This is a genomic window from Terasakiella brassicae (assembly GCF_014641495.1).
Classification (GTDB): Bacteria; Pseudomonadota; Alphaproteobacteria; order Rhodospirillales; family Terasakiellaceae; genus Terasakiella; species Terasakiella brassicae.
Window position 1 is genome coordinate 12,936 of record NZ_BMHV01000025.1, and the last position, 26,998, is coordinate 39,933.

24 protein-coding genes are annotated in these 26,998 nt (G+C 49.0%); 6 read left to right on the plus strand and 18 right to left on the minus strand.

What is annotated here, in order from left to right; all coding sequences use genetic code 11:
• Window positions 1-27: 27 nt before the first annotated feature.
• From IEW74_RS14245 to IEW74_RS14270, 6 genes are all read right to left on the minus strand, one after another.
• Window positions 28-1,725: a methyl-accepting chemotaxis protein gene (locus tag IEW74_RS14245; RefSeq protein WP_188666390.1), complete on the minus strand. Its 1,698-nt coding sequence runs from the start codon at window positions 1,723-1,725 to the stop codon at window positions 28-30.
• A gap of 317 nt (window positions 1,726-2,042) precedes the next feature.
• On the minus strand, window positions 2,043-2,930 hold the full coding sequence (locus IEW74_RS14250; RefSeq protein WP_188666392.1) for an IS982 family transposase: 888 nt from the start codon (window positions 2,928-2,930) through the stop codon (window positions 2,043-2,045).
• Between the two features lie 126 nt (window positions 2,931-3,056).
• Window positions 3,057-5,072 (minus strand): elongation factor G, encoded by a 2,016-nt coding sequence (locus IEW74_RS14255; protein ID WP_188666394.1) that lies wholly within the window; start codon window positions 5,070-5,072, stop codon window positions 3,057-3,059.
• A gap of 174 nt (window positions 5,073-5,246) precedes the next feature.
• Window positions 5,247-7,010, minus strand: coding sequence for a putative bifunctional diguanylate cyclase/phosphodiesterase (locus IEW74_RS14260; RefSeq protein ID WP_188666396.1), 1,764 nt, complete (start codon window positions 7,008-7,010; stop codon window positions 5,247-5,249).
• A gap of 173 nt (window positions 7,011-7,183) precedes the next feature.
• Entirely contained in the window at window positions 7,184-8,386 is a 1,203-nt protein-coding gene (locus IEW74_RS14265) for a pyridoxal phosphate-dependent aminotransferase (RefSeq protein ID WP_188666398.1), read from the minus strand.
• 282 nt (window positions 8,387-8,668) lie between these two features.
• Window positions 8,669-10,105 (minus strand): mechanosensitive ion channel family protein, encoded by a 1,437-nt coding sequence (locus IEW74_RS14270; RefSeq protein ID WP_188666400.1) that lies wholly within the window; start codon window positions 10,103-10,105, stop codon window positions 8,669-8,671.
• 167 nt (window positions 10,106-10,272) lie between these two features.
• On the opposite strand from IEW74_RS14270, the gene uvrB reads away from it, so the two are divergent.
• On the plus strand, window positions 10,273-12,390 hold the full coding sequence (uvrB, locus tag IEW74_RS14275; RefSeq protein ID WP_188666402.1) for an excinuclease ABC subunit UvrB: 2,118 nt from the start codon (window positions 10,273-10,275) through the stop codon (window positions 12,388-12,390).
• A gap of 6 nt (window positions 12,391-12,396) precedes the next feature.
• On the opposite strand, the gene IEW74_RS14280 is transcribed toward uvrB, so the two are convergent.
• Window positions 12,397-13,017: an HNH endonuclease gene (locus IEW74_RS14280; protein ID WP_188666404.1), complete on the minus strand. Its 621-nt coding sequence runs from the start codon at window positions 13,015-13,017 to the stop codon at window positions 12,397-12,399.
• A 146-nt stretch (window positions 13,018-13,163) separates the two neighbouring features.
• On the opposite strand from IEW74_RS14280, the gene IEW74_RS14285 reads away from it, so the two are divergent.
• A complete protein-coding gene (locus IEW74_RS14285) occupies window positions 13,164-13,781 on the plus strand; it encodes a LysE family translocator (RefSeq protein ID WP_188666406.1) in 618 nt (205 codons plus the stop codon).
• Window positions 13,782-13,787: 6 nt separating this feature from the next.
• Window positions 13,788-14,513, plus strand: a complete 726-nt coding sequence (locus tag IEW74_RS14290) for a glycerophosphodiester phosphodiesterase family protein (RefSeq protein WP_188666408.1) — start codon at window positions 13,788-13,790, stop codon at window positions 14,511-14,513.
• On the opposite strand, the gene IEW74_RS14295 is transcribed toward IEW74_RS14290, so the two are convergent.
• The 9 genes from IEW74_RS14295 to IEW74_RS14335 form a co-directional block, all read right to left on the minus strand.
• Entirely contained in the window at window positions 14,508-14,864 is a 357-nt protein-coding gene (locus IEW74_RS14295) for an MmcQ/YjbR family DNA-binding protein (protein WP_229734376.1), read from the minus strand. The two genes, IEW74_RS14290 and IEW74_RS14295, sit on opposite strands and share 6 nt — an antisense overlap.
• Entirely contained in the window at window positions 14,861-15,631 is a 771-nt protein-coding gene (gene rlmJ, locus IEW74_RS14300; RefSeq protein WP_188666410.1) for a 23S rRNA (adenine(2030)-N(6))-methyltransferase RlmJ, read from the minus strand. The genes IEW74_RS14295 and rlmJ overlap by 4 nt, the downstream gene beginning before the upstream one ends.
• On the minus strand, window positions 15,631-15,858 hold the full coding sequence (locus IEW74_RS14305) for a hypothetical protein (RefSeq protein ID WP_188666412.1): 228 nt from the start codon (window positions 15,856-15,858) through the stop codon (window positions 15,631-15,633). The genes rlmJ and IEW74_RS14305 overlap by 1 nt, the downstream gene beginning before the upstream one ends.
• 119 nt (window positions 15,859-15,977) lie before the next feature.
• Complete coding sequence (locus IEW74_RS14310) at window positions 15,978-16,382, minus strand: F0F1 ATP synthase subunit epsilon (RefSeq protein WP_188666414.1); 405 nt, start codon at window positions 16,380-16,382, stop codon at window positions 15,978-15,980.
• Window positions 16,383-16,415: 33 nt separating this feature from the next.
• Window positions 16,416-17,843 carry a F0F1 ATP synthase subunit beta gene (gene atpD / locus IEW74_RS14315; protein ID WP_188666416.1) on the minus strand — a complete coding sequence of 476 codons (1,428 nt, stop codon included), beginning with the start codon at window positions 17,841-17,843 and terminating at the stop codon, window positions 16,416-16,418.
• Between the two features lie 40 nt (window positions 17,844-17,883).
• Window positions 17,884-18,777 carry a F0F1 ATP synthase subunit gamma gene (locus IEW74_RS14320; RefSeq protein WP_188666418.1) on the minus strand — a complete coding sequence of 298 codons (894 nt, stop codon included), beginning with the start codon at window positions 18,775-18,777 and terminating at the stop codon, window positions 17,884-17,886.
• Between the two features lie 34 nt (window positions 18,778-18,811).
• Complete coding sequence (gene atpA / locus IEW74_RS14325; RefSeq protein WP_188666420.1) at window positions 18,812-20,344, minus strand: F0F1 ATP synthase subunit alpha; 1,533 nt, start codon at window positions 20,342-20,344, stop codon at window positions 18,812-18,814.
• Window positions 20,344-20,904 (minus strand): F0F1 ATP synthase subunit delta, encoded by a 561-nt coding sequence (locus IEW74_RS14330; RefSeq protein WP_188666422.1) that lies wholly within the window; start codon window positions 20,902-20,904, stop codon window positions 20,344-20,346. Before IEW74_RS14330 ends, atpA begins: the two co-directional genes overlap by 1 nt.
• A 288-nt stretch (window positions 20,905-21,192) precedes the next feature.
• Window positions 21,193-23,406: a primosomal protein N' gene (locus IEW74_RS14335; RefSeq protein ID WP_188666424.1), complete on the minus strand. Its 2,214-nt coding sequence runs from the start codon at window positions 23,404-23,406 to the stop codon at window positions 21,193-21,195.
• A 161-nt stretch (window positions 23,407-23,567) separates the two neighbouring features.
• Here IEW74_RS14335 and fsa point away from each other — a divergent pair, with 161 nt between their 5' ends.
• The 3 genes from fsa to IEW74_RS14350 all read left to right on the plus strand — a co-directional run bounded on the left by fsa (window position 23,568) and on the right by IEW74_RS14350 (window position 26,026).
• Window positions 23,568-24,224, plus strand: a complete 657-nt coding sequence (gene fsa / locus IEW74_RS14340) for a fructose-6-phosphate aldolase (protein WP_188666426.1) — start codon at window positions 23,568-23,570, stop codon at window positions 24,222-24,224.
• A 124-nt stretch (window positions 24,225-24,348) separates the two neighbouring features.
• Window positions 24,349-25,047, plus strand: coding sequence for a DUF484 family protein (locus tag IEW74_RS14345; protein WP_188666428.1), 699 nt, complete (start codon window positions 24,349-24,351; stop codon window positions 25,045-25,047).
• 1 nt (window position 25,048) lies between these two features.
• On the plus strand, window positions 25,049-26,026 hold the full coding sequence (locus tag IEW74_RS14350; protein WP_229734377.1) for a tyrosine recombinase XerC: 978 nt from the start codon (window positions 25,049-25,051) through the stop codon (window positions 26,024-26,026).
• Here the strand turns inward: IEW74_RS14350 and IEW74_RS14355 are convergent.
• Both IEW74_RS14355 and IEW74_RS14360 read right to left on the minus strand, forming a co-directional pair.
• Window positions 26,023-26,190, minus strand: a complete 168-nt coding sequence (locus tag IEW74_RS14355; protein ID WP_188666430.1) for a hypothetical protein — start codon at window positions 26,188-26,190, stop codon at window positions 26,023-26,025. The genes IEW74_RS14350 and IEW74_RS14355 overlap by 4 nt on opposite strands.
• 11 nt (window positions 26,191-26,201) lie before the next feature.
• On the minus strand, window positions 26,202-26,993 hold the full coding sequence (locus tag IEW74_RS14360; RefSeq protein ID WP_188666432.1) for a metallophosphoesterase family protein: 792 nt from the start codon (window positions 26,991-26,993) through the stop codon (window positions 26,202-26,204).
• Window positions 26,994-26,998 lie beyond the last annotated feature (5 nt).

Consider the following 26,998-nt stretch of genomic DNA (forward strand, 5'->3'; position numbering starts at 1 on the left):
GGAGCCTTTTTTCAAAAGAGTGATCAATTAGGCACCTTTTTGTCTCAGGTCATTGACGAGGTCAGTCATGGCGCGATCAAGTGCATCGGAGCTTGCGAGCAATTCATCACTTGCACTTTTGACTTCATCGGCGGACAGCATCGTTTGATTTGCATCTTCGGCAACCGCTGCAATATGGCTGGAAATTTCTTGCGTGCCGCGTGAGGCTTCCTGAACACTTCGACTGATTTCCTGAATGGCGGCGTGTTGTTCTTCAACGGCAGCAGCAATGGCGGTTGAGGCTTCGCGCATGTTGGAAATCGTGTTGGTGATCCCTTCAATTGCGCCAACCGCATCACTGGTTTGGTGCTGAATAGCTGAAATGTGTTGTGAGACTTCATCTGTTGCCCGTGCGGTCTGATTTGCCAGATTTTTAACTTCTGAGGCGACGACAGCAAAGCCTTTTCCGGCTTCGCCTGCGCGGGCGGCTTCGATGGTGGCGTTCAATGCCAGCAGGTTGGTTTGTTCCGCGATATCTTGAATGATACTGACGACTTCACCAATTTTTCCGGCGGCCCCGCTCAACCCCTGAATAACGATGTTGGTTTGTTGGGCTTCCTGGGCTGCGGCTTCAGCGGTTTGATTTGTATGTTCAACCTGTCTGCCGATCTCGTGACTGGAGGAATTCAACTCTTCAGTTGCGGCTGCAACGGTTTGAACATTGGTAGAGGTTTGCTCAGAAATACTGGCAACCGAGGAACTTTGCTGGTTTGTTGCTTCTGCGTTGTTATGCATGGTATCGGCCGATTGGCCAAGCCGGGCGACAACACCGCCCATTTTTTCCATAACGCTATGTATTTGGTTATGGATATTGTCCGCCATTGTGATCAGGCTTTGTTTTTGCTCTTGTTCTGCTAAAATCCTGTTTTCTTCCTGACTGGTACGCAGTTGGTTGGCTTCAATACTGTTTTGTTTGAAAACTTCAACCGCACGCGCCATTTCGCCAATTTCGTCGCCACGATGCTGACCGGAAACCTCAATATCCAGCTTCCCTTCAGCCAAGTGAGACATCTGATTGGAAATTCGGCTCAGGCCAGTGCTGAGGTTTTTTGCGACCAGAAATGAGATTGCGCCAGCAACGAGCAAAGCCACGATCACCATAATGGCAAAAATCTTAAATTGTGCCCAGAAGGCCGCATCGACATCATCGGTATAAAGACCGCTGCCAATAATCCAGCCCCAGTCTTTTATAAGCGAGACAAAGGAGATTTTATGGACCGCGTCTTCAAATCCGGGCTTTGGCCAGAAATAATCGACAAAACCGGAACCGCTTTCATTTTGTACCGCCTGAATAAATTCAGTGAACAGATATTTCCCGTTTTTATCTTGCAACTTATCAAGCTTTTGACCATCCAGTGCGGGCTTGATCGGATGCATGATCATGATGTTGTTGGTATCGTTGATCCAAAGATATTCCGACCCGCCGTAACGAATGGATTTAATGACCTCTCGTGCGCGCTTTTGTGCGTCTTCGGTACTAAGTTCACCGGATTTGACTCTGGCAACATAGCCTTCGACAATGCTATGTGCTTCTTCAACAACGCTACGAACTTTGTCCTGACGGTCTGTTAGCAAAGTTTGCTTCATGTTTTGAGCCGCAATACCGGCGACCGCGACCAGTGCGATTGTAAAAATAATAGCCGGAAGCCATATTTTCGAGCTGATTTTTAATTTATCTAAGAACATGATTTTTGCCCTCTTTTTAGTTAGCTCTTAGGGAAAGCAAGGAGCTGGCATTTTATTTTCTCGGCATGCCTAATCTTATAAATGTTTCCCGGTCGAGGTTATAGATTCAGATATATGGTATATCTTTTTATATCGAAATGGTACGGACAATATCAGGTTTGCTATTTTGAAATATGATAATAATCCTGTTTAAATAAGCCGCATGAAAATCAATTTGTAATTGAATGCCATATTGCAACGGTCGAGTGATTGATATAAATCAATCTGTATAGGGCAGACAAAGTTCTTAATCTTACATAAAAATATCTAAAGTAACGTCAATTCGGGATAAGGAATGTTGTCGGCAAGCCTTTCAGTGAACATGCAGGTTTCCTCGGTTTCAAAACATATGCAGCCAATCCTGCAAGCAGATTGATGAAGAAATGATCTGTTTTCCTGTGTCTTGAATGTTCAATCTGGCAAATTTCTTTCAGTTGTCCGATAACAGCTTCGACAATTGCCCGCTTGGACAGGAACCATTTCTGGAAAGAAGTATGATTGGCTGGTTTCATTTTCTTTCGGTGTTTTGTAATGAACTCAACCCCTTGTTCTGACAAATCTTGCGTCAACTTTTTGGAGATGTAGCCTTTGTCACCTGCGGCTAAGCCTTTCAGGCTCTTGAATAATCCAGGAACAGGCTTGCGATCATCGACATTGCCCGGCGTCAGGTGAAATGACATCAACTCACCGCGATTGTTGATAACCAGATGAAGTTTGAAGCCGTAGAACCAGCCCATGGAAGACTTTCCCCGTTGGGCCAGATCGACAAATGTTTTGTGACTGTTGATGCGTTGATTGCGGCACACGCTCAAAGTCGTGCTATCAACAAAATACAGTCCTGTTGGTAAGGCTGTTTTCGATTTGAGAAACGCACAAAAAGCAGGAAATACACGCCCCTGAATTTCCACAAAACGATTATATGAGAGAAGGTTAGGGAAATAACTGGATAATTGCCGATGAACGCAATGAAGATAAAAATTCTTGAAATCACGATAATGACTGAGATGAAACAAGATCAGAATAGTCATGATCTCACTGGCATTCATGCGGCTGGCTCGTAGACGTTTGCTTCCTTCTTCTTTAGGAAGGAGACCGCGTTCAAAAGCAGGAAAGAAACGCTTGCAGAAATCGTCGATCTCACAGAAAATCTCTTCGATGGGAACCATGGATACCTCCATTGTAGGCCGTTTTGTAGCTATAAATAGCCTACTCCCATCACCTTATACTTGTGAATCAATAACTTAATAAATCCCTTATCCCGAATCCGCGTTAAAGTAGTTTTCTTTAGACCTTTAAATCTGATTATTGTTGTTAACGACTTGGTCTGCTTGTTTACCACTGAGTTCCTGAAGGTGATCGAATTGGTCAATATAGGATCCAATCCCTAAAGTTTGTGACCTTAACTCTAAAATCATGTCTTGCAGTTCGGCTTCCGGGATGAAGGCGTTGACCTCGTCCCAGGCTTTCCAGCCTTTTTTTGCATCGAATCCAAGGATTTGTCCTCGTCGCCCGGAAATAATGCGTTGCACTTTTGAGGTATAGATACTGGGAACCTGAATGGTCACATTGTGAATAGGTTCCAGCAAGACGGGGGAACAATCGGGCATGGCTTCTCGCATTGCGGTTTGCGCCGCTTTTTTGAAAGCCATTTCGGAACTGTCTACGGCATGAAAACCACCATCAATTAACACAACGCTGATATCGACAACCGGAAAACCCAATGGACCTTTTTGCATATATTCCATGACACCGTTTTCCACAGCGGGAATATATTGTTTAGGGACCGCACCGCCCGTGATGGTATCGTTAAATGAGAAACCGCTACCACGCGGTAGGGGACTGATTTCAATATGAACATCGCCATATTCACCGTGACCGCCACTTTGTTTGCGGTGTCTTGCGTGTTTGGTTGCGCTTTTGCGAATGCTTTCTTTATAGGCGACTTTTGGGGGATGGGCGTCAACGTCCATTGAAAAACGATCCGCCAGACGTTCCAGTGCAATTTTGATATGCATATCGCCCTGTCCGCGTAAAAGAAGTTCTCCGCTGGTCTGATTTTGCTCGACAATCAAAGACGGGTCTTCGTCGTTTAATTTGGCGAGGGCTGCGGAAAGTTTGACTTCATCGGCCCGCTTGAGCGCCTGCACAGCCTTGGCATACATCGGTGGAAGGGGATCCGGCCAATAGGGGGGCTTTGTTTCCCCGTCTTCGGATAAGATTTGTCCGGCTGTTGTGTTTTCCAATCGTCCCAAGGCAACAACCTGTCCGGTGCGGGCTGTATTTATTTTATGTCCTTCACTGCCCAACATATGTTGAATACCGGATACACGTTCGCCGTTTAAGGTCATGCCGTCTTTGAGGTGGCCGGACCAGACACGTGCAAAGGAAAGTTTACCGGCATGGGCAGCATGAATGGTTTTAAAAACCTGTGCGCTGTTGCCGACCGTGTCTATACCGTGTTGCTCTGCCGTTTGCATGACTTCGGGGGCATCATGGCGCAACGCTTTGAGAAGACGTGTGATGCCGCCACGATGTTCGGCTGAACCAAAAAAAACAGGTACAATGACATCTTCTGCAAGGTCTTTATGAATGTTTTCGTAAATCTCGGATTTTGGTGGCTGAACTTCTTCCAATATTTCTTCCAGCAGCTTGTCGTCAAAATCCGCGAGTGATTCCAGAAGTTCTGTGCGGGCTTCCTGTTCGCGATCTTGAATGGCTTGCGGCATTTTGATCAATTCAGAGCGTTCCCCGTCATGCCATTTATAGGCTTTTTCCGACACCAGATCGACGTAACCAGTAATCTCGCCATTTTCGCGGATGGGCACTTCACGCAGCAAGAGCGGGTGTTCGCTAATGTCTTGCAGGGCGTTCATCAATTCACGCACGCTGGCTTCCGGTTGATCCATTTTATTGATGAAAACCATATGGGGAATGTTGTGCTCATCCAGAAATTTGAGAACCGGGGCGATTGTAATGGCTTTTTCCGGTGAAGGATCACATACGACAACAGCGACATCACAAACCATTAAGGCCTGATAGGTGTCCTGCATAAATTCGACCGAACCGGGACAATCTATAAAGGTCCATTCTTCTTCAAGGTATGATGTTGTGGCAATATTGAGTTGAGTCGTCATGGTATGGGCGCGGGCCTCGGCTGACGAGTCGCCGACCGTATTTCCCTGATTGACATTGCCTTTTCGATTGATTGCGCCTGTTGTAAAGAGAATTTCTTCCAACAGGCTTGTCTTCCCGCTTAGATAGGCGCCAACGATAGCGCAGCAGCGCGGTTGTGATGGTTGTTTGGACACGATTTCGACCCTCCCGATCTATGTCAGGGACGCGTCCGTACAAATCAAGTGGGCACAGGCGCGTGCCTCTCTAGGATTCTACTTATCTTATAGGAGAGGCTAACGCGAATTGTGTGTGATGGAAAGGACATTGATCAAATTGGAGGCGGCAAAAAGCGCAAAGCCGCATAAAAATCAGGAAATACCTTCATATTCACTGCGTTCGGCAAAAAGATTAAATTCATCAATGCGTAAAGGTCGGCTGAAATAATAGCCTTGCCCCAATTGACACCCTTTTGCAAACAGGAAATCATTGTGGTCTTTGGTCTCAATCCCTTCGCCGACGACTTCCAGTCCCATACTGTGTGCCATTGTTAAAATGGCGGCAACAACAGCGGCATCTTCCGGGTTTGTGGTGACATCGCGCACGAACATCCGATCAATTTTCAAGGTATCGAGCGGGAAGCGTTTGAGATAGTTCAGGCTGGAATATCCTGTGCCGAAATCGTCAATGGACAGGCGCACACCCATTGCTTTTAATTCGTGCAGCATTTTCAGAGCCTCATCCAGATTTTCCATCATCAGCGTTTCTGTAATTTCCAATGATAACTGGTTCGGATTGAAGCCAGTTCGGTCCAGTACTCCTTTGATCACCTCGGGCAGGTTGTCTTCTTTGAATTGACGACTGGACAGGTTGATGCTGACGCGGAAAGGCGTTTGCGATTGTTCCGACCAGCTTTTAATTTCGCGGCAGGCCGTTTCCAGAACCCATTCACCAATCGGCAGGATCAGGTGGTTGCGTTCTGCCAGCGGGATGAACTGGTCAGGCGAGACAAGGCCCCGTTCCGCACTATGCCAACGGATCAAGGCTTCGGCGCTTTTCATCTGACCTGTTTCAAGATCAACAATCGGTTGATAGACAATGTGGAATTCGTCAAATGTTTTAATGGCGTGGCGCAGGTCTCGTTCAATGGCGCGCTTGGCCTGTGCGGTGGCATCCAGATCCGGGGTAAAGAAATGATAGGTATTGCGCCCTTTTTCCTTGGCCTGATGCATGGCGCTATCGGCGTTTCGCAACAAGGTTTCCACATCATCGCCATCGCCGGGCCATGTGCAAATACCGATGGAACAGGAAATATGAATTTCTTCATTTTCAATTTCAAAGGGACGGTCCAGCGAGGCCAGAATAGCTTCCGCTGCTTGACGTGTTTCTTCATCATCTTTGATGTTGGGGAGAACAGCCGTGAACTGATCGCCGCTAAAACGGGCAACCGTGACATTGTGTTCCAGTGCGTTGCTAAAGCGCAGGGCGACCTCTTGTAACAGCTTATCACCGATGGTATGCCCCAAGGTATCGTTAATAACTTTAAAACCGTCCAGTCCGATAAAGAGTAAGGATGTCTGTGTTCCGCTTTGCCCTGAGGTATAAAGAGAATTGATAAATCGATTGAGGAACAAGTTCCAGTTGGGTAAATCGGTAATCAGATCGTAATTGCTGCGTCGGTCAAGTTTTTCTTCGGTCTCTTTCTCGGATGTGACATCGCGGAAGAAAAAAACGAAGCTGGCCGTATCCAGATCATCGTTATGTAAATTCTGGATATGGGTTTCAACACGATAGATATGGCCGAACTTGCTTTCGTTCCACAACAAGCCTTCCCAATGGCCTTCTTGTTCCAGGCTGATTTGGACGGCGGGCCAAAGCTCATCGCGTTTGTGGTGCGCAATTAAGCCGTTAATGGGGAAATACTGAATTTCATTGGCGTCATATCCGGTCAGGGTTGAAAAGGCTGGATTGATACTGATGATTTGATAGTTGGCGTTTACCAAGGCAATCGGTTGTGTCGCCGACTGAAAGACAGACGACATCATGCGATAGCGCGCAACCTCTCGGCGCTGCGCAACCAGTTTGCCTTTAAGCGAGGCAATCTCATTTTTAAGGCTCGCGATATCTTCAGTCATATCAAACAATTAGCCAATGAATAATGGAGTATTCTTGTTTATCGTCGTGCGCACTTTAGTTTTTCAGCCTAATGGTGTGCTTGATGATGGTCAAAAGATTTATAGATTGAACAAAAAAACTGCGCAAGGAGTTACTCACTCGTTGCGCAGTTTTATCGATTTTAAACCAAGAATTACTTCAATGCGGCACAGGCACGTTGGATGCGTGTGCAAGCTTCGATCAAGGCTTCGTTGCTGGTTGCGTAAGAAACGCGGAAATGCGGTGACAGGCCAAATGCCTCGCCATGAACCGCTGCCACGCCTTCTGCTTCCAGCAGGTAGGTTACGAAATCTTCGTCGGTTTTGATTGTTTTACCATCGGGTGTCGATTTCCCGATGACACCGGCGCAGGACGGGTAAACATAGAATGCCCCTTCCGGTGTTTTGCACTCCAGACCTTCGGCTTCGTTCAACATCTTCACAACAATATCGCGGCGTTCTTTGAACACGGCGTTACGCTCAGCCACAAAGTCGTGCGGACCGTTCAAGGCTTCGACGGCAGCAGCTTGCGCGATAGAACACGTGTGTGTGGTGCTTTGGGACTGAATTTTGTTCATCGCCTTGATGATTTCAAGCGGGCCTGCAGCATAACCGACACGCCAGCCTGTCATGCTATAGGCCTTGGAGACACCGTTTAATGTCAAGGTGCGATCAAACAATTTGGGCTCGACCTGGGCCGGTGTGACAAATTCAAAATCATCATAGGTGATCAATTCGTACATATCGTCTGTCATAACGTGCACATGGTCATATTTCACCAGAACGTCAGTCAGTGCCTTCATTTCATCGCGTGAATAAGCCGCACCTGTCGGGTTGGACGGAGAGTTCAGGATAACCCATTTTGTTTTATCTGTGATGGCGGCTTCCAGATCGGCAGCTTGCATTTTGAAATTGTTTTCAGCCGTGCAGTTAACGAAAACCGGCACGCCGCCAGCCAGCAGGGTGATATCGGGATAGGATACCCAGTACGGTGCTGGGACGATGACTTCATCGCCATCGTTCAGGGTGGCCATCAAGGCGTTATAAATGGTTTGTTTACCGCCACAACCGACGGAAATTTGATCCGGTGTGTAGGTGAGTTCGTTGTCACGTTTCAGCTTGTCGCAAATGGCTTGGCGTAATTCCGGTGTGCCTGCAACAGCCGTGTAGCGCGTCTTGCCTTCGTTCATGGCTTTGACAGCGGCATCGATGATGTGTTGCGGGGTATCGAAATCGGGTTCGCCTGCACCGAGGCCGATCACATCGCGACCAGCAGCTTTCAATTCTGCGGCCTTGGTGGATACGGCGATTGTCGGGGAAGGTTTAATGCGAGACAGTTTGTCAGCTAAAAATGACATGGAGCCCTGACCTTTTAGGTTTGTGTGTCAAAAAAAACATCGATAAACGGACAAGCGAAAACAGAGACCGCTTTGCCCAGACAGAACCTACGCTCGCCCTGCATAGGACGCAAGTTTTATTGGCTGTGTTTTATGACAATTTCTTGCCCGTGCGCTTTCATACTGAATTTCAGTCGTGCAACGACCGGTTTTACAGTGGGGAATGTTCGAGTTTCAAACACAAGAAGAAGGGAATCGACGCGCAAGAAGGCGATATGTGATTTGGATTAATTCAAAAAAAAATTATGCTTTCTTTAGGCTGCGAATACTGAAAAAAGTTTTGATTTTTTCAAGGAAAAGGCCTGTTTCTTTTTCAATCATTTCTGGGCTGCTGTCTTCTTTGTCTTCAGACAGTGCAGATTGATTTTGCAGGTCACGAATGGCGATGGCCTTGCTGAGCTGTTCTGCAACTTCGGGGCTGCGCTCAAACAGTTGTGCCATAACCGGTTTTGTGATCTCGCAGACAACGGTGTCTGTTACGCAGATGATAGTGGCGGAACGTTGATCCCCGCTAAGCAGGGACTTTTCACCGAAGAAAGTACCTGGCGCCAGATCGGCGACTTTCAAAAGTTCACCGTTTTCGCGTTCCACCAGAACTTCCAGCAAGCCTTCTGCCAGAATAAACATCGAGTCGCCGTGTTCACCTTGATGAACGATGGTATCTTTTGCCTTATAGTTCCTCACTTTGACACCTTGGGCGATATATTCCAAATCGTCTAATTCCAGAAATTCGAAAAGAGAGATCTTTTGAATTTGTCCGACAAGGTCTTTCGGATAGGCCCAACTTTTTTGTCGCCACGGCATGCGGGTAAAATATACGTCACGTTTTGGATAAGATAAAGTCAGGCCCGCATGGTTCAGGTGTTCCATGACATGTGTGATAATTGTATTGCGTGCCTTTGCTGTGGTGACAAAATCAGGGTCAATATAATAACGAATTTTGTACTCAACACCATAGGGGGTAATGTTATTTGCGCGAACCTTGGGCGCGGGTTTGGGCAGGGGGCCTTTGTCACCGATCGAGGCCTGAACCGCAGCCGTTAAAACACGAATGGCCCGTTCTGTCGGGACAGAAAAATCCAGTGTAAAAACCAATTCGAAGCGCGAGACCTCGCCCAACCCACCCATACTGTAATTGGATAAGATTGTGGTGGTGATAAAGCTGTTGGGGATAATGATGATGTTGCGCCCTGTCGTCCAAAGACGCGTTGTGCGCCAGTTGGTTTCTTCAACACGGCCTTTATATTCACCAAAACGTGTGTGAACGTTAATCCATTGACCAACTTTGAAAGGGCGCTCCATATGGATGGCGAGGCCCGAAAATGTATCCAGAATAAGGTTGCGAAGCGCAAAACCGACCACAATACCAATAGCCCCGGAGGCCGTCCAAAACCCGGTAATGGATTGTCCAAAGACGAAAGCTGCCGCACCGGAAACGGCGAGAAAGACAATAACGATATTACCTAACTGTACAATTAATCGAGGCGGTGCCATACCGCTTGCGCGGGTGACAATGCCTTCCCACAAAACTATACGTGCAATCCTGATGACAAGCAGGGCGCCTATAATCCACGCCAAGGTTGAGAGCGTGCGCACAGCAAAAACCTGCCAGTCTTGTGTAAGGCCCAGTTCCGAGAGGATAAGGTCAATTTGCGAGATTGTAAAAATCAATACGATCAAAAGGGTGCTGGAGGCCCAGACTTTGCCGAAAATATTTTTTCATCAAGAGTACCAATTTTTAAATATAATAATTTTGAATGACTATGAATTAAATTTTTTTGAGGGTCTATAAGAATAATAACGTGTGATGCTTGAGCAATTGCGGTCTTCGGGCTATATCTCAATCCATGACAGTTGATGCGATATTTACCCCACCGAAACATCCTGTCCCCAAGGGGGGCAAGGATTTCAAGCTCGTCAGCGATTATAAGCCGGCAGGTGATCAACCGACGGCAATTCGCGAGTTGGTGGAAGGTATTCAAAATGGTGAAAAAGATCAGGTTCTTCTGGGGGTAACGGGATCGGGTAAAACCTTTACCATCGCCCATGTCATTCAGGAAATGCAGCGCCCAGCCGTTGTCTTGGCGCCAAACAAAACCTTGGCAGCCCAATTGTATGGGGAAATGAAAAGTTTTTTCCCGGACAATCATGTGGAATATTTCGTTTCCTTTTATGATTATTATCAGCCGGAAGCCTACGTTCCCAAGACCGATACCTATATAGAAAAAGACAGCTCCATCAACGAACAGATTGACCGGATGCGTCACGCTGCAACGCGATCTTTGCTGGAATATCGCGATACGATCATTGTTGCTTCTGTTTCCTGTATCTACGGGATTGGGGCGGTGGAAACCTATTCTGAAATGACGCTCGGCATTGAAGCAGGTCACGAATATGACGTGCGTGATTTGATGAAAGGCCTTGTTGAACTGCAATATACCCGCAATGACAATAATTTTCATCGTGGCACGTTCCGTGTGCGCGGCGATGTGGTTGAGGTTTTCCCCTCCCACTTTGAAGACCGGGCATGGCGTTTGTCTTTCTTTGGCGAAGAATTGGAAGATATTTGGGAATTTGATCCCCTGACTGGTGAGAAAATTACGGCGCTGGATAAAGTCACGGTCTATCCCAACAGTCACTATGTGACCCCGCGCCCGACCTTGATGCAGGCGTCCAAGAAAATCAAGGCAGAGATGAAAGAGCGTGTTGAATGGTTCCGCGCCAACAATAAACTGATTGAAGCCCAGCGTATTGAAGAGCGCACGATCTTTGATCTGGAAATGATCGAAACCACGGGCTTTTGTTCGGGGATTGAGAATTATTCGCGTTATTTGACAGATCGTCTGCCCGGTCAGGCTCCCCCGACCTTGTTTGAATATTTACCCGATGATGCCTTGTTAATCGTGGATGAAAGCCATGTCGGCGTGCCGCAAATCGGCGGTATGTATCGCGGGGATTATAATCGAAAAAGCACCTTGGCCTCTTATGGATTCCGCCTGCCGTCCTGTGTGGATAACCGCCCGTTGAAGTTTGAAGAATGGGATGCCATGCGTCCGCAGTCTATCTTTGTGTCTGCGACACCGGGGGACTGGGAAATGGAACGCACCGGTGGTGTCTTTGCCGAACAGGTGATCCGCCCCACGGGTTTGATCGATCCGGTCTGTATCGTGCGCCCGGTGGAAACACAGGTGGATGATTTATTGAACGAATGCCGTGAAACGGCGGCACGCGGTGAACGGGTTCTGGTTACAACTCTGACAAAACGTATGGCGGAAGATTTAACCGAATATTTCCATGAACAAGGCGTGCGTGTGCGTTATATGCACAGTGATATTGATACGTTAGAACGCATTGAAATTATCCGGGATTTACGTCTGGGTGCCTTTGACGTGCTGGTCGGGATCAACCTGTTACGTGAAGGCCTGGACATCCCGGAATGTTCGCTGGTTGCGATTTTGGATGCGGATAAAGAAGGGTTTTTGCGTTCCAAGCGATCCTTGGTTCAGACCATTGGGCGGGCGGCACGTCATATCAACGGGCGTGTTTTGCTTTATGCCGATAAAATGACGCAAAGTCTGGATTACGCCATTGGCGAAACCAATCGACGGCGTGCCAAACAGCAGGCCTATAACGAAGCCAACGGTATTACACCGCAAACGGTAAGATCCCATATTTCAGATGTTCTGGAGGACGTATCACAGGGCGACTATATGACGGTTGACACCGGGGCGGGCAACAAAAAGCATTTGGTCGGTAAAGACCTGAAATCGGTTCTGTCCGATCTGGATAAGCAGATGAAGGATGCGGCTGCTAATCTGGAATTTGAAGAAGCCGCCCGCCTGCGTGACGAAATCCGTCGTCTGGAAGCCGCTGATCTGGGGCTGAACAAAGCCGGGGTCGCCAAGGGGGCGGCAGAACGCGCGGGTGCGGGGGGCGGAAAAAAAGCCAAACGGCGCGGGCGTTAAGTTGGGTTAAGAGTGCGCATCCCGAAGAATTGCATGTTCAATCCGGTGGCAATTTGCACAGAGGCATTGCAGATCATCCAATGTGGTTTCTCGTGTATCCTTGAGACTGGATAAGGGGATCTTGTGATGAACTTCAATACAGCTTTCCCCGATTTTGCCATAGGCTTGGATGGGTTCCAGTCCGCAAAGTTCGCAAAACAGATATCCGTGTTTTAGCTTGAATATCTCGTTTTTACGTTTGGCTAATGTGCGGTTTCTTTCTCGGACATAATGCTTCTGTAGGCGCTTTTGACCTTCATATTCACGCTCGTTTTGTCTGTCGTTTGCACTGGGCTGGTGGGGGTGAGTGTTGATGCATTCAAAACCACGCATTTGCAAAATTTTAATGGCAGTCCGGCTATTGAAGTGAAAGGGGCGTATACGTTCCCCGTTACGGCAAATGGAAAGGGCTTTGCCAAAAACCATTTTGACGGCAAGAGGCGGACAGAGAGGGAAAATCAGATAGCAGGACTTTGCACTTTTGAAATTGGCGTAGCTTTTATGAATTTGCAGAAAGTCGATTGCCTCCAAAATATGAATGTGGGAGACTTTCTCCAATTCCTCATTCGGAAGGGGAAGTTTTTGCATGTTTCTTTTTTCAGACATTTATTGCGGCAAGAGCAACTAAAAAGTGTCATGCATATAATGCAGAGTCAAGTTGAAAAAATAGATTATTTTTCATCTTTTACTCTACATATGGTTTATAAAAACAAAATGATAGGAGACCTTTTAGAATGGATATCCAATCCTTAGTCGCATTGGTTGGTGCAACGATTATTCTGGCCCTGGTTCCGGGACCGGTGGTTGCAGCCCTTGTCGGACGCGCTTTGTTTGGTGGGATTGCCTCGACATTTGGGTTCATCGGCGGTGTCTTTTTGGCAGATTTGCTCTGGCTAATTGCGGCGATTTCGGGTCTGGGATATGTGGCGGCCAGTTATTCAACATTGTTTCTGGTGATCAAATACTTGGGGGCTTGCTATTTGATTTATTTAGGGATACAGGCCATTCGTCATGCCATGCAGGACAATCAGGAAATTAAGATCCCTAAAAAGTCTTATAAGGGGGCTGGATTCGTCAGTGGTCTATTGGTGACATTGGGCAATCCGAAACTGGTGGCGTTTTATGTCGGTTTTTTACCGACGTTCATTGATATGGAAGCTTTGAGTCTGCAAGAAGCCCTCTGGGCGGCTGTTCTCGTTCCTGCGACATTTGCCAGCATCAATTTCTGTTGGGCATTAAGTGCATCCAAGGCGCGCCGTGTTTTTAAATCCGCAACTCCCATGCGTGTGTTGAATTTTATGTCCGGTGGTCTTTTGGTCGGGGCAGGTGTTGTGATGTTAAGGGAAGATTAAAAAAATATGCAGATGGCAAACGTGATCGGTCATCGTGGGTGTGCTGCACATGCACCTGAAAATTCATTAGCAGGGATTCGGGATGCCGCGCGGGTGGGGTGTCGCTGGATTGAAGCGGATGCAACTTTGCTGGCGGATGGAACGGTGGTTCTTTTCCATGATGACAGTCTGGACCGTTGCACAAATGCATCGGGCTTTATTCGTGAGCAGGATTGGGAACAAGCGGTTCAGTTGGATATAGGGCAATGGTTTGGTGATGGTCGCTTTGTCGGGGAACGTATGCCGCTGCTGCGTGATGCGCTGGCCTGTTGTCGCGCGTTGAATTTGGGCTTCAATATCGAATTGAAAACCCATCGTGGTGAAGGGGAGCAATTGGGTCTGGCCGTTGCTGATATTGTGGGCGAAGAAACAGATAACATCCTTGTTTCCAGCTTTGATCAGGCGGCTTTGCTTGGTTTTCGACAAAAAAATCCGCATTGTCCGCTAGCCATCATATATGACGAACTTCCACAGGATTGGGAACAACAGGCAAATGACCTGAATGTTGTTTCCATTCATCTGTGGGAACGCCCTTTGACAAAAGAAACCATCGAGGCTGTCAAGCAGTCAGGGCGTGACCTGTATGTGTTTACCATCAATGACCGTCGGGCCGCAAAGCGCCTGTGGGCCATGGGGGTTGATGGTGTATTTAGCGATTATCCCGATACGGTTTTGTCGGTTCAAGGGTCATAATCCCAATTCGTGTCGCAAGGTCTTGGTCAATTTGGTCGTAATGATTTCATAAGCATCGGTGACATGCTGGATCAAGTCCTCATCCGTCATAGCATCCGGGGATTGAATTTGAATCCATTTGGCGCGCGCAAGATAGGGGGCCGGAACAATGCCGTCTTTCTGGGTAAGGATTTCATATACAAAATCATTGACCTTAATGCTGATTGTTTGAAATTCCCCTTCGCCAACATGCGGCGCAATGGCAAATATTTTGCCGCCAATTTTCCAAACATCCGCACCACCCCATTGAATAACATGGGTACTCCCCTTCAGGGTGGCACAGTGTTGATTGAATTGCTCGCGTGTGATCATGTGTTAAACAGTAAGCTTTCCATCTCTGTTGCGGCTTCTGTAAAGGCGCTGTCAAAGTGTTCAGGTGCGTTGATTAGCGCAAGGCCCGTTCCGTACATGCCGCGTTCTTTACGTGGGCCTATGAGTTCATAAAAAGTTGCGTCTTTCAAACCTTTTTTGAGTTCTTCATGGCGGTCTTCCGGCAACAGGGGATACCAAACCATTTTCACGCCACCCGGCCAGCGTTTATGGGCCTGATTAACCAAACGGGCGATACTGGCATATTCTTCTTTAACTTCATAAGAGGGATCAACCAATAGCAGACCGTCTGCATTGCGTGGGGGGAGATAGTCGATTAAACGATCCATTGCATTGCTATGGATCAGGCGTTGGCGTTTATCGCTGGACAGGTTCTCTTTGAGAATCTCAAATTCGCCGGGGTGGAGTTCAAAGAACAAGCCACGATGATTGGCCGCCATCATCTGTGCGGTTAAGGCCGGGGAACCGGGATAAATGTTTTCGTCAAAGGTTGCCACTTGGGCAACATAATCCTTCAAGGCCTGAGAATGGAGGTCTTGTCCATTTAGACGAGCAATGCCGTCTTTCCATTCCCCCGTTTTTTCAGATTGTTCCGAGGTCAGGTTATAGAGGTCACGCCCACTGTGACTGTCAATAAAGGTCACGAGTTTCGACAATGTGCCTAAATATTTAAGCAACAGGACAAGGGCCGTATGTTTATGTACATCGGCGATATTGCCGGCATGGTAGCCGTGCTGGTAACTGAGCATTATTTAAGAGCTTCGACTTCTGCGGCCAATTTTTGCAGGTGATTGAGACGCCCGAGGCTTTCGCAATTTAGCTCTTTGCGTACGGCCTCTAACTCGTCCAGATGTTTGTTCACACTGCGTAAACGATTACTGGCGGCGGCTTTCTTACCACTTTCCAGATCGTCTTTGGCCTGATTGATTTTAGCGCGGTATTCCACGAACGTAGGGTAGGTAATTGTTTGTGACATAAAACCCTCCTTCCTTTTACATCATTAAAAATGATGGCAAGTTAGAAAGAACCTGTCAAAGAAAAAGGGCGCATGGCAAAACCATACGCCCTGTTTTCATGTTTCTTGAGAGTGCTTAATTACGCACCACAAGCTGCGAGCATTGCTTCAGCAGCGCGTAATTCACGCTCCGCATCTTTTTTTGCAATGTCGTTGTCTGCGGCTTGCAAGGCATCATTTGCCTTTTGCAAGCGGGCTTCAGCGTGATCACGGTTGAGTTCATCAAGCGCAATCGCTTCTTCAGCCAAAACAGCACAGCGTGTTCCAGAAACTTCAGCAAAACCGCCTTCGACAAAAATACGTTTTGCAATTTTGTCGTTTTCATAGATGTCGATGATGCCGGGACGAACCGTCGTCAGCATCGGCGTGTGTCCGGGCAGAACACCGAAGTCACCTTCGCCGCCCGGAACCACAACCATTTCTACATCTTCAGACAGAAGCAGCTTGGCCGGGGAAACGAGTTCGAACTGGACAGTGTCAGTCATTGTATTGTCTCCTGGCTAGTGGTTTCTGAATGATTACGCAGCGTCTGCAGCCATTTTCTTGGCTTTCTCGAGGGCTTCCTCGATACCGCCAACCATGTAGAACGCAGCTTCCGGCAGGTGATCGTATTCACCGGCCACGATGCCTTCAAATGCCTTCACGGTGTCGTCGAGTTTAACGTATTTACCCGGCGAACCTGTGAACACTTCCGCAACGTGGAACGGTTGAGACAGGAAACGCTGGATCTTACGTGCACGGGCAACCAACATTTTATCTTCTTCAGACAATTCGTCCATACCAAGGATGGCGATGATGTCTTGCAAAGACTTGTATGTTTGCAGGACGCGCTGAACTTCACGAGCCACTTTATAGTGAGCTTCACCAACAACGCGCGGCTCAAGTACACGAGATGTGGAATCGAGCGGATCCACAGCCGGGTAAATGCCGAGCTCGGCGATTGAACGGTTCAAAACGGTTGTTGCATCCAAGTGAGCAAATGACGTAGCCGGCGCCGGGTCAGTCAAGTCATCGGCAGGTACGTAAATTGCTTGTACAGACGTAATGGAACCTTTTTTCGTGGACGTAATACGTTCCTGAAGGTTACCCATCTCGGTTGCAAGTGTCGGCTGATAACCTACCGCTGACGGGATACGACCCAACAGGGCGGACACTTCTGAACCAGCCTGTGTGAAACGGAAGATGTTATCAACGAAGAACAGAACGTCTTGGCCTTCTTCGTCACGGAAGTATTCCGCCAAAGTCAGACCTGTCAGGGCAACACGTGCACGCGCACCCGGTGGTTCGTTCATCTGACCATAAACCAGTGCGGCTTTAGACTCGTTAGAGTCCAGCTTGATAACACCGGATTCGATCATTTCGTGGTAAAGGTCGTTCCCTTCACGCGTACGTTCCCCAACACCTGCGAATACGGAGAAACCACCGTGGCCTTTCGCGATGTTGTTGATCAATTCCATGATAAGAACGGTTTTACCAACACCGGCACCACCGAACAGACCAATTTTACCACCCTTCGCATACGGTGCGAGAAGGTCGATAACTTTGATGCCTGTTTCCAGAATTTCAGTCTCGGTAGACTGTTCTGAGAATGTCGGTGCTTCACGGTGGATCGGCAGCGTGCCTTTGGATGTTCTCAGTTCACCACGTTCATCGATGGCTTCACCGATAACGTTGATGATACGACCCAGTGTTTCCGGACCAACAGGAACGGAAATCGGCGCACCTGTATCAACAACTTCCTGACCGCGAACCAAGCCGTCGGTCGTATCCATCGCGATACAACGAACTGTGTTTTCACCCAAGTGCTGGGAAACTTCCAGCACCAAACGTTTGCCCTGGTTTTGAAGTTCCAGAGCGGACATGATTTCCGGCAAAGTTTCGCCGAACTGAACGTCGACAACGGCGCCCAGTACCTGTGTAACTTTACCTACATTTTTTTTGCTCATCGCAAAAAGCTCCTACTTCGCAAATATTTGCGTCTAACGGTTACAGCGCTTCTGCGCCGGAAATGATTTCGATCAGCTCACTTGTAATAGCGGCTTGACGTGCACGGTTGTAAGTCAGGGTCAGATTATCGATCATATCCCCGGCGTTACGTGTTGCGTTGTCCATGGCTGCCATACGGGCACCTTGTTCGGAAGCAAAGCTTTCCAACATGGCGCGGAAAATCTGTACCGAAAGGTTACGCGGCAGAAGTTCTTCCAGAATGTCTTCTTCAGAAGGTTCGTATTCATACAAAGCCTTCAGTTCGTCATTCTCTTCTTCCTCGTTGGACTCAACTTCATCCAACTGGAAAGGAATAACCTGCAGCGGCGTGACTTCTTGTGTGATGGCGGATACAAACTTGTTGTATACGACCGTACAAACATCGATTTCACCTTCTTCAAACATCGTACGGATGCGAAGTGCGATGGCATCGGCGTCTGAATATTGCGCACCGTTCTTTGTCAGATCTTCCATCGTTTCAAGGATTGTTTCCCCGAACTGACGGCGAACCTGATCACGACCTTTGCGCCCCAGACACAAGACTTTTACAGACTTGCCAGCTTGTTGAAGCTGGGCAATCTTATTGCGGGCAAAACGACCAATGTTTGCGTTGAAACCGCCACACAAACCACGGTCAGAAGACACCAGCACGATGAGGTGCTTTTCGTCCTTGCCGTTACCTGCAAGCAGTTCCGGAGCGCCTTGGACACCGTCGAAGCTCTTTGCAAGAGCTCCGACCATAGCTTCCATACGCTCGGCATAGGGGCGGGCGGATTCTGCAGACATTTGTGCCTTACGCAGTTTCGCGGCCGCCACCATCTTCATGGCCGAAGTGATCTTCTGTGTCGATTTGACACTGTCGATCCTGATCTTTAGGTCCTTGAGGTTGGGCATATGCCTAATTCCTCTTCTTCAACGATGAAAACGATTAAGCGAAAGACTTGGTGAAGTCGTCTAGGTACTTCTTCAGTTTTTCGGTGGTCTCATCGCTAAGGGCCTTCTCACTACGGATCGTTGTGAGGATATCAGCACCGTTTGCGCGAACATCGTTCAGCATGGCAGCTTCATAACGGTTAACGTCTGTTGCTTTGATGCCGTCCAGATAGCCGTTCACACCAGCGAAGATGGATACAACTTGCTCTTCAACCGGAAGCGGAGAGAATTGCGGTTGTTTCAGCAACTCTGTCAGGCGCTCACCACGAGCCAGCAGTTTTTGCGTAGACGCATCCAAATCGGATGCGAACTGAGCAAAGGCTGCCATTTCACGATACTGAGCCAATTCCAGTTTAACGGAACCCGCGACCTGTTTCATGGCTTTGATCTGTGCAGAAGACCCTACACGAGATACAGAAAGACCAACGTTAACAGCCGGACGGATACCTTTATAGAACAGTTCTGTTTCCAGGAAGATCTGACCGTCTGTAATGGAAATTACGTTTGTCGGAATAAACGCGGAAACGTCACCACCTTGTGTTTCAATAACCGGCAAAGCAGTCAAAGAACCAGCACCCATCGCGTCAGACATTTTACACGCACGTTCCAGCAGACGGGAGTGCAAGTAGAATACGTCACCCGGATAAGCTTCACGGCCCGGCGGGCGACGAAGCAGCAGGGACATTTGACGATAAGCAACCGCCTGTTTGGACAGGTCATCGTAACCGATCAGGGCGTGCATGCCGTTGTCACGGAAGTACTCACCCATCGCAGCGCCACAGTAAGGTGCCAGGAACTGCATCGGAGCCGGTTCAGAAGCTGTCGCCGCAACGATGATGGAATATTCCAGCGCGCCGTTTTCTTCGAGAACTTTAACCAACTGTGCAACAGTCGAACGTTTCTGACCAACCGCAACATAGACGCAGTACAGCTTTTCGCTTTCGTCTTTGGCGTTGTCGTTTACGTTTTTCTGGTTCAAAATGGTGTCCAGAATGATGGCTGTTTTACCAGTCTGACGGTCACCAATGACCAATTCACGTTGACCACGACCAACCGGGATCAAGCTGTCAACAGCTTTCAAACCAGTTTGAACAGGTTCGTGTACAGACTTACGCGGGATGATGCCCGGCGCTTTTACTTCCATCAACTGATTGGTAACGTCTTTCAACGGGCCTTTGCCGTCGATCGGGTTGCCCAGACCGTCAACAACACGACCCAAAAGGCCACGACCAACCGGCACTTCCACGATGGCGCCAGTACGTTTAACTGTATCGCCTTCTTTGATAGCGCGGTCATCACCGAAAATAACGATACCGACGTTGTCGGTTTCCAAGTTCAGTGCCATACCTTTCAAGCCACCCGGGAATTCAACCATTTCCCCGGCTTGAACGTTATCCAAACCATGTACGCGGGCGATACCGTCACCCACAGACAAGACTTGACCAACCTCGGCTACGTCAGCCTCGGTTCCGAAATTAGCGATCTGTTCTTTGAGGATCGCAGAAATTTCCGCGGCGCGGATTTCCATCACCCAACCCCTTTCATGGCGAGTTGAAGATGCTGCAACTTGGTGCGCAAGGAACTATCTACCATGCGCGAACCGACCTTGACGATTAAACCGCCAAGGAGTGCAGAGTCCACCTTCTGTTCAACAGCGACATCACTGCCAATTGCTTCTTTAAGAGAAGCGGTCAACGAATCAACTTGCTTTTGCGTTAGCTTTTTAGCGGAAGTAACTTCAGCAGATACTTCGCCTTTATGCGCGGCAAGAAGCGATTGGAACGCAAGGATCATGCCTTCCAGTTCAAAGAGGCGACGATTTTGTGCCACCACCCCGATAAATCGTTTCGTGAGATCTGAAATTTGTGCCTTGTCCATGACAGCAGTCATGGCGCGGCCTTGTTCTTCGCGTGCAATCACGGGACTTAGAACAAGTTTGGTTAGATCTTCACTTTCGCTCAGCATTGCGCTGAGGTCAGAAAGATCCTGAGCCACTTGATCGACCGCACCGTTATCAACCGCTAACTCAAATAGAGCATTGGCATAACGACCGGCAAGTCCGCTTGCACCTTGTGCTTTAGAAGCCACCTGGGACAGCCCTCGACATCTGGTCCACCCGAAGGGACATGGTAACCACGTCCCCCAACGACAAAATCACCCTGTTCGCGCAGCACACAGCTTTACGACAGAGTGGCGATGTCATAACACACCGTTGATGGTAGATGCAAGCGGGCATCTCGCACTTGCCCAAATTATTCGAAACATGCGGAAAATAAGGCAGATTCGCGGGTGTGGTCATACCAAAATCGTTAAGAAATTGACTTCTGAAGCAAGAGAATCGGGCCGCCATTTCGAATTCTTCAGGTTGAAAGATTCTTACAAAAAACTGTAGGGATCAATATCGACCTGAACGCGAACAGCGTTGGAAATGTTCGTTCGCCCCAGCCAGTCTTTCACAATCGCCTGAATGGGGATGTTTTTATCTGTTTTCAGAAGCAGGCGCCGACGATGACGACCCCGGATCATGGATAAGGGGGCCGGTGCGGGACCAAGCGCGAGGAGGCCGGGACCATGCGGAGCGTTGCGTCCCAGTGCATTGGCCGCATCATCGACCAGAACTTCATCTTCGCCGGAAACAATCAAGGCACAAAGTCGACCAAAGGGCGGCATGCCTGCCCCGCGCCGGGCTTCGGCTTCGGTTTGCAAGAAGCGATCGCGTAAACCGGATTTTAAGGCCTTCATCACCGGATGATCGGGCATGAAGGTCTGCAACATGACGGTTCCCGGCTTATTCCCCCGTCCGGCACGACCAGCCACCTGATATAAAAGTTGGTAGGTGCGTTCGCTGGCACGCAGGTCACCGCCTGACAATCCTAAATCGGCATCAACCACACCGACAAGGGTCAGCATGGGGAAATGATAGCCTTTGGCAACCATTTGGGTTCCGATCAGTAAATCGACCTCGTGGTTTTCGATTTTTGCGACCAGTTCTGCGGCTTGCGCGGGCGAGGTCACCGTGTCACTGGCGGCAACAATGGTGCGCAGTTCGGGGAAGGTTTCTTCGACTTCTTCGGCGAGACGTTCCACACCGGGACCGCAGGCTGCGAAATTGTTTTCGCTTTCACAGGACGGGCAGGTGCGCGGCGGTCGGGTGAAATATCCACAATGGTGGCATTGCAGTTTTCCGGCCTTGCGGTGTTCCACCAGCCAGCTTGTGCAATTGGGGCATTGCAGGCGATGTCCGCAGGACCGGCACAGGGTCAAAGGCGCATAGCCGCGCCTGTTGAGATACAGCATAACCTGTTCGCCGCGTGCCACCGTTTCTTTGATCGCGGTGATCAAACTGGGGGAAAGCCATTTCTGGCGTTCGGGTTTGTCCAGTCGTAAATCAATTGTGATGACGCAAGGCAACGGCACATCGGCATGGCGTGCCGGCATATGCAAGTTATCATAGCGCCCTTCCCAGCTATTGACCGCTGTTTCCAGTGAGGGGGTGGCAGAGGCCAGCACGACAGGTAAGTGCCCCATCTGCGCGCGCACAACGGCCATGTCCCGCCCGTTATAAATGACCCCTTCTTCTTGTTTGAAAGAGGCATCATGTTCTTCATCGACAACGATTAATCCGAGATCGCGAAAGGGTAGGAACAAAGCAGAGCGGGCACCAATAACGACTTTCGCCTGTCCGCGCACAACGGCGCGCCATGTTTGTTTGCGCCGGGCTTGCCCGATATCGGAATGCCAAACCGCCGGTTCTGTCCCGAAACGTGTTTTAAAACGATTGAGCCATTGTGAGGACAAGGCGATTTCAGGCAAGAGAACAAGTACTTGTTTGTTGCAGGAAAGCGCCTTGGCCACCGCTTCGAAATAGACTTCGGTTTTTCCCGAACCGGGGACACCATCCAGCAAGGTGACGCTGAAACCATCTTTTGTGCCAGCTTTTTGTGTCTTTGCCACCAGATCGTCGGCGGCCTTTTCCTGTTGTTCGGCCAGCTTATAGCCATCGCGCTGCCAATCCGGTTCCCCAAAAGGAGATGGATCATGGATTTGAACCGGTTCTAAAAGGCCGAGATCAACCAATCCTTTGACAACACTGGTCCCGACACCGGCTTCGCGGGCGATATCGCTGGCGGCCATCGGGATCATGCCTTCCATAAAATCCAGCACGTTTTGCCGGGCCTTGGTGATTTTTAGGCCATCCGGGAGTGGGGAAGACTTCTTTATATAAGCCACTTTTGGCGCCGGATCTTTCAACGCGCCGGGGACCGACATGACCATTTTCAGGATCGAACCTGCGGGTTGCAAGGTATAACGCGCCACCCAATCGACAAATTTACGCGAAGCTTCCGGGATAGGTGGTTGATTTAAGGCGTCCTGAACACATTTCAGTTTTTCAAAGGGAAGATCGTTTTCTGGTGGATCTATGGCCCAGACAACACCGATACGTTCGCGCGATCCAAGTGGCACGACGACGAAATCGCCTTCATTCACCGTCATGGCAGGCGGTAGAGCATAATCGTACACCCCGCTCAAGGGCAGGGGAAGCAGGACGCTGATGCGTCTTTCCTGATCGGCAAATAAGGACACGCCCACTTGATTTTGTCCGCGAAAGGGACACTCCTCTTTTTATGTTTCTCAGCACAGGGTTTGAAACTTTATATCATTCTGTGTTTTTATGTCATAAAGTCTTTACCAAATCCGCCTAAAACGGAAAAACAGATAGTGTCTTATATTGTTAAGCAAGGAAGTGCCAGATGAAGTTTTTTGTCGATACCGCCGATGTAACGGAAATTACAGAGCTTGCCGATGTCGGTCTGTTGGATGGCGTGACAACCAATCCCTCGCTGATTGCCAAGTCGGGCCGCAAGTTTCTGGATGTGGTGGGGGAGATTTGCGACATTGTCGATGGCCCTGTCAGTGCCGAAGTGACCGCACCTGATTTTGACACCATGATGAAAGAAGCGGCTGTTCTGCGCAACATTGCCGATAATGTGGCCATTAAGGTCCCGATGACCCGTGATGGGATCAAAACCTGTAAACATTTGGCCGATGATGGTTGCAAGGTAAATGTAACGCTGGTCTTTTCTGCGGCACAAGCCTTGCTGGCGGCCAAGGCCGGGGCGGCGTTTGTTTCCCCGTTTATCGGGCGTTTGGATGATTTGGGTCAGGACGGCATGAACCTGATTGAAGATATTGTCGAAATTTACGCCAATTACCCGGATTTCCAAACCGAAGTTCTGGCAGCTTCCATCCGTGGGCCGTTGCATGTGGTACAGGCCGCACAAGCCGGTGCTGACGTTGCAACTGTTCCGGCGAAAGCCTTGTGGCAGCTGTTTAATCATCCGCTGACAGACAAGGGGCTGGAAGCCTTTGAAGCCGATTGGGCCAAGACAGGCCAGAGTATTCTGTAAAATCAGGGTGTTGTTTTTGTCTTCACGGCCTATCTTCCTATAAGAACAGGCCGTGAAGAAGTGATTCAAATTTACCCTTCTATGCTTTACACTGATAGAGACACATTTTGCGAAGGCTGATCCCATGACGACAAACAGCAGGGATAAACATATTTGCAATGATTTAGGCGATAACGATATCATTGCCTATCTCAAGAAACATCCCGATTTTTTTGTGCAAAACCCAAACATTCTTGAAGTGATGGAGCTTCCCGCGCGTTACAGCGGGGAACAAATCGTTGATTTGCAGCACGAAGCCTTGAAGCGTTTGCGTGCCAGACAGGATGTGCTGGTTGATAATTCGCGCACAAATATGTCGATCCAAACCGCAACCCATGAAGCGGTTCTGGCGATGATGGAAGCGCGTTCGCTGGATGAATTTATCGGTATCGTACAGGATGAATTGCCGGTCTTGCTGGATATTGATATGGCAGCGGTTGCCTTGGAAGGGGCCGTGGAGGCAATTGATATGTCTGCGGATGGCATGCCGGTTTTACTGCCCAACGGCGAAGTGCAAAAAAGACTGGGCGATAGTGATGTTCAACTGATTGCCCGTGTTGAAAGCGGGGATCCTTTGTTTGGTGCGGCGCGCGATCTGGTGCGTTCTGTTGCCTTGGCGCGTCTGTATCCGAGCGAAGTCATGCCGACCGGTCTTTTGATTTTAGGGGCACGCGATGAAAATATGTTTCACCCCCATCAGGGAACCGAGTTGATTACTTTTATGGCGCGGGTTGCTGAAATTCTGGTGGAAAAATGGCTCGAGCAAGGCGAACTGGACGACTGATTTGGCAACAAATGCAGACAGCCTGAACCGGATACAGTTTGACTGTGAACCGGCCTTGAAAGAGGCGATTGCCGTCTGGCGGCGCTGGCTGGAAAGTGAACGTCGTGCCTCTAAACACACGCTGGATGCTTATTTACGCGATTTGTCGGCTTTTTTTATCTTTTCGCAAAATCTGCTGGGGTATCCGGCCGGGGTGGAAGATTTACGCAGTTTCAGTGCCGCTGATTTTCGCGGGTTTTTGGCAGACCGGACCGAAGCCGGAATTGCGCGCAGTTCCATCAATCGGCAAATGTCGACGCTGCGTAATTTCTTTAAGTTTTTAAATCAGCAAGGCATTTTGGAAAATCCGGCATTGGCGGCGGTTCGAACGCCCAAACAAAAACAGGCGGTTCCCAAGGCCTTATCCCAACAAGAAGCCGTTGTGTCGTTGGATGCGATTGCACAACTGAGCCAAGGCGATTGGCATGACAAACGCGGCCTGTCGTGGGTTGCAAAACGTGATGCGGCGGTTTTAACCCTGCTTTATGGCTGCGGCTTGCGCATTGGGGAGGCATTGAGCCTGAAACGCAAAGAAGCCCCCAACACAGATGTCATGCGCATTACCGGGAAGGGCAATAAGGAACGCATGGTCCCGGTTCTGCCGCTGGTGATCGCGGCGGTCAATGCCTATCTGGAAGATTGCCCGTTTGATTTAAAACAAAATGGCCCGTTGTTTGTCGGGGCACGGGGCAAGGCGCTGGACCCCGGTGTGATACAACGCCAAATTCGAAAATTACGCCCCCTGTTAAACTTGCCCGAAACGGCAACACCCCATGCTTTACGCCACAGTTTTGCAACGCATTTGCTGGCAGGTGGCGGGGATTTGCGCACGATTCAGGAATTGCTGGGACATGCTTCGCTGTCGACAACGCAACGCTATACCGCCGTGGATGAAGTCAAGCTGAATGCGGAATATAAGAAAGCTCATCCTCGCGCTTAAGGCTTATCCTTGTTGGCTGCATCTCCGAAGAAAAACTGTTTGCCGAAAATCAGCATGATAAAGACTGCGCCGAGTTCAGCGGCAAAGGCGAGCAACAGGTCCTGTGTGAAAAAGAAGGTGGCGAGGAAGACAATCGCCATAAGAACCCAAGCAAGATATCTCATTTTATGTTTCCTTATTGATCGGTTGTGACCTGAAAGACGGTCATTTCAGAATTGAAAAAAAGCGCACCGGATAAAACACCATACAGGCAAGCCCCTGTATCCAGCCCAATGCGATGGGGTTCCAGAACAGGGTCGGGCAGCACGGTATGTCCATGCACAATAAAGGTGCCATCCTCAAAAGGGCCTGTATGTTCCAAAAACTCATCGCGGATCCATGCCCAATGTTTCGGGTGGGTTGATAATTTCGTTGCATTGAAATTATCTTCGATGGAAATGGTTGGGTCGATCCCGGCATGAACACACAGAATATTCCCGCTTTTATAATGGCTGGCAAAGGTATTGAGTTGTTCAATGCGTTGTGGCCCCAAGGCTTTGACGAGGGCTTTGCGATGTTCATAAATCGGGGTTTGTGCAATCGGGGGGATTTTAATATTCAGGTTTTCCAATGTGGAAAGCCCGCCGTTTCCCCGCCATAAAGCCCACTGCATACGATAATTGGCCATATCAGCATTTAGAACCCGTAACAAAAGCTGTTCGTGATTGCCCATAAGGGGAATGATATTCCAATCATTAATCCCTTCACGGATCAGATCCAGAACCTCAATGGCAGCATCCCCGCGATCAATAATATCGCCAAGCAAAACCAAATCGACCCGTTTGCAGGCGGGCGGGATCACTTTTTTGATTGTCGGCAGGATGCGCACCAATAGATCAAAACGCCCATGAATATCCCCGACTGCCACAAGGGCGACATCTTTTTCAGCAATGGCGGGAACAGGGCAGGCGTTGCGAATAATTTCCAAGGGGA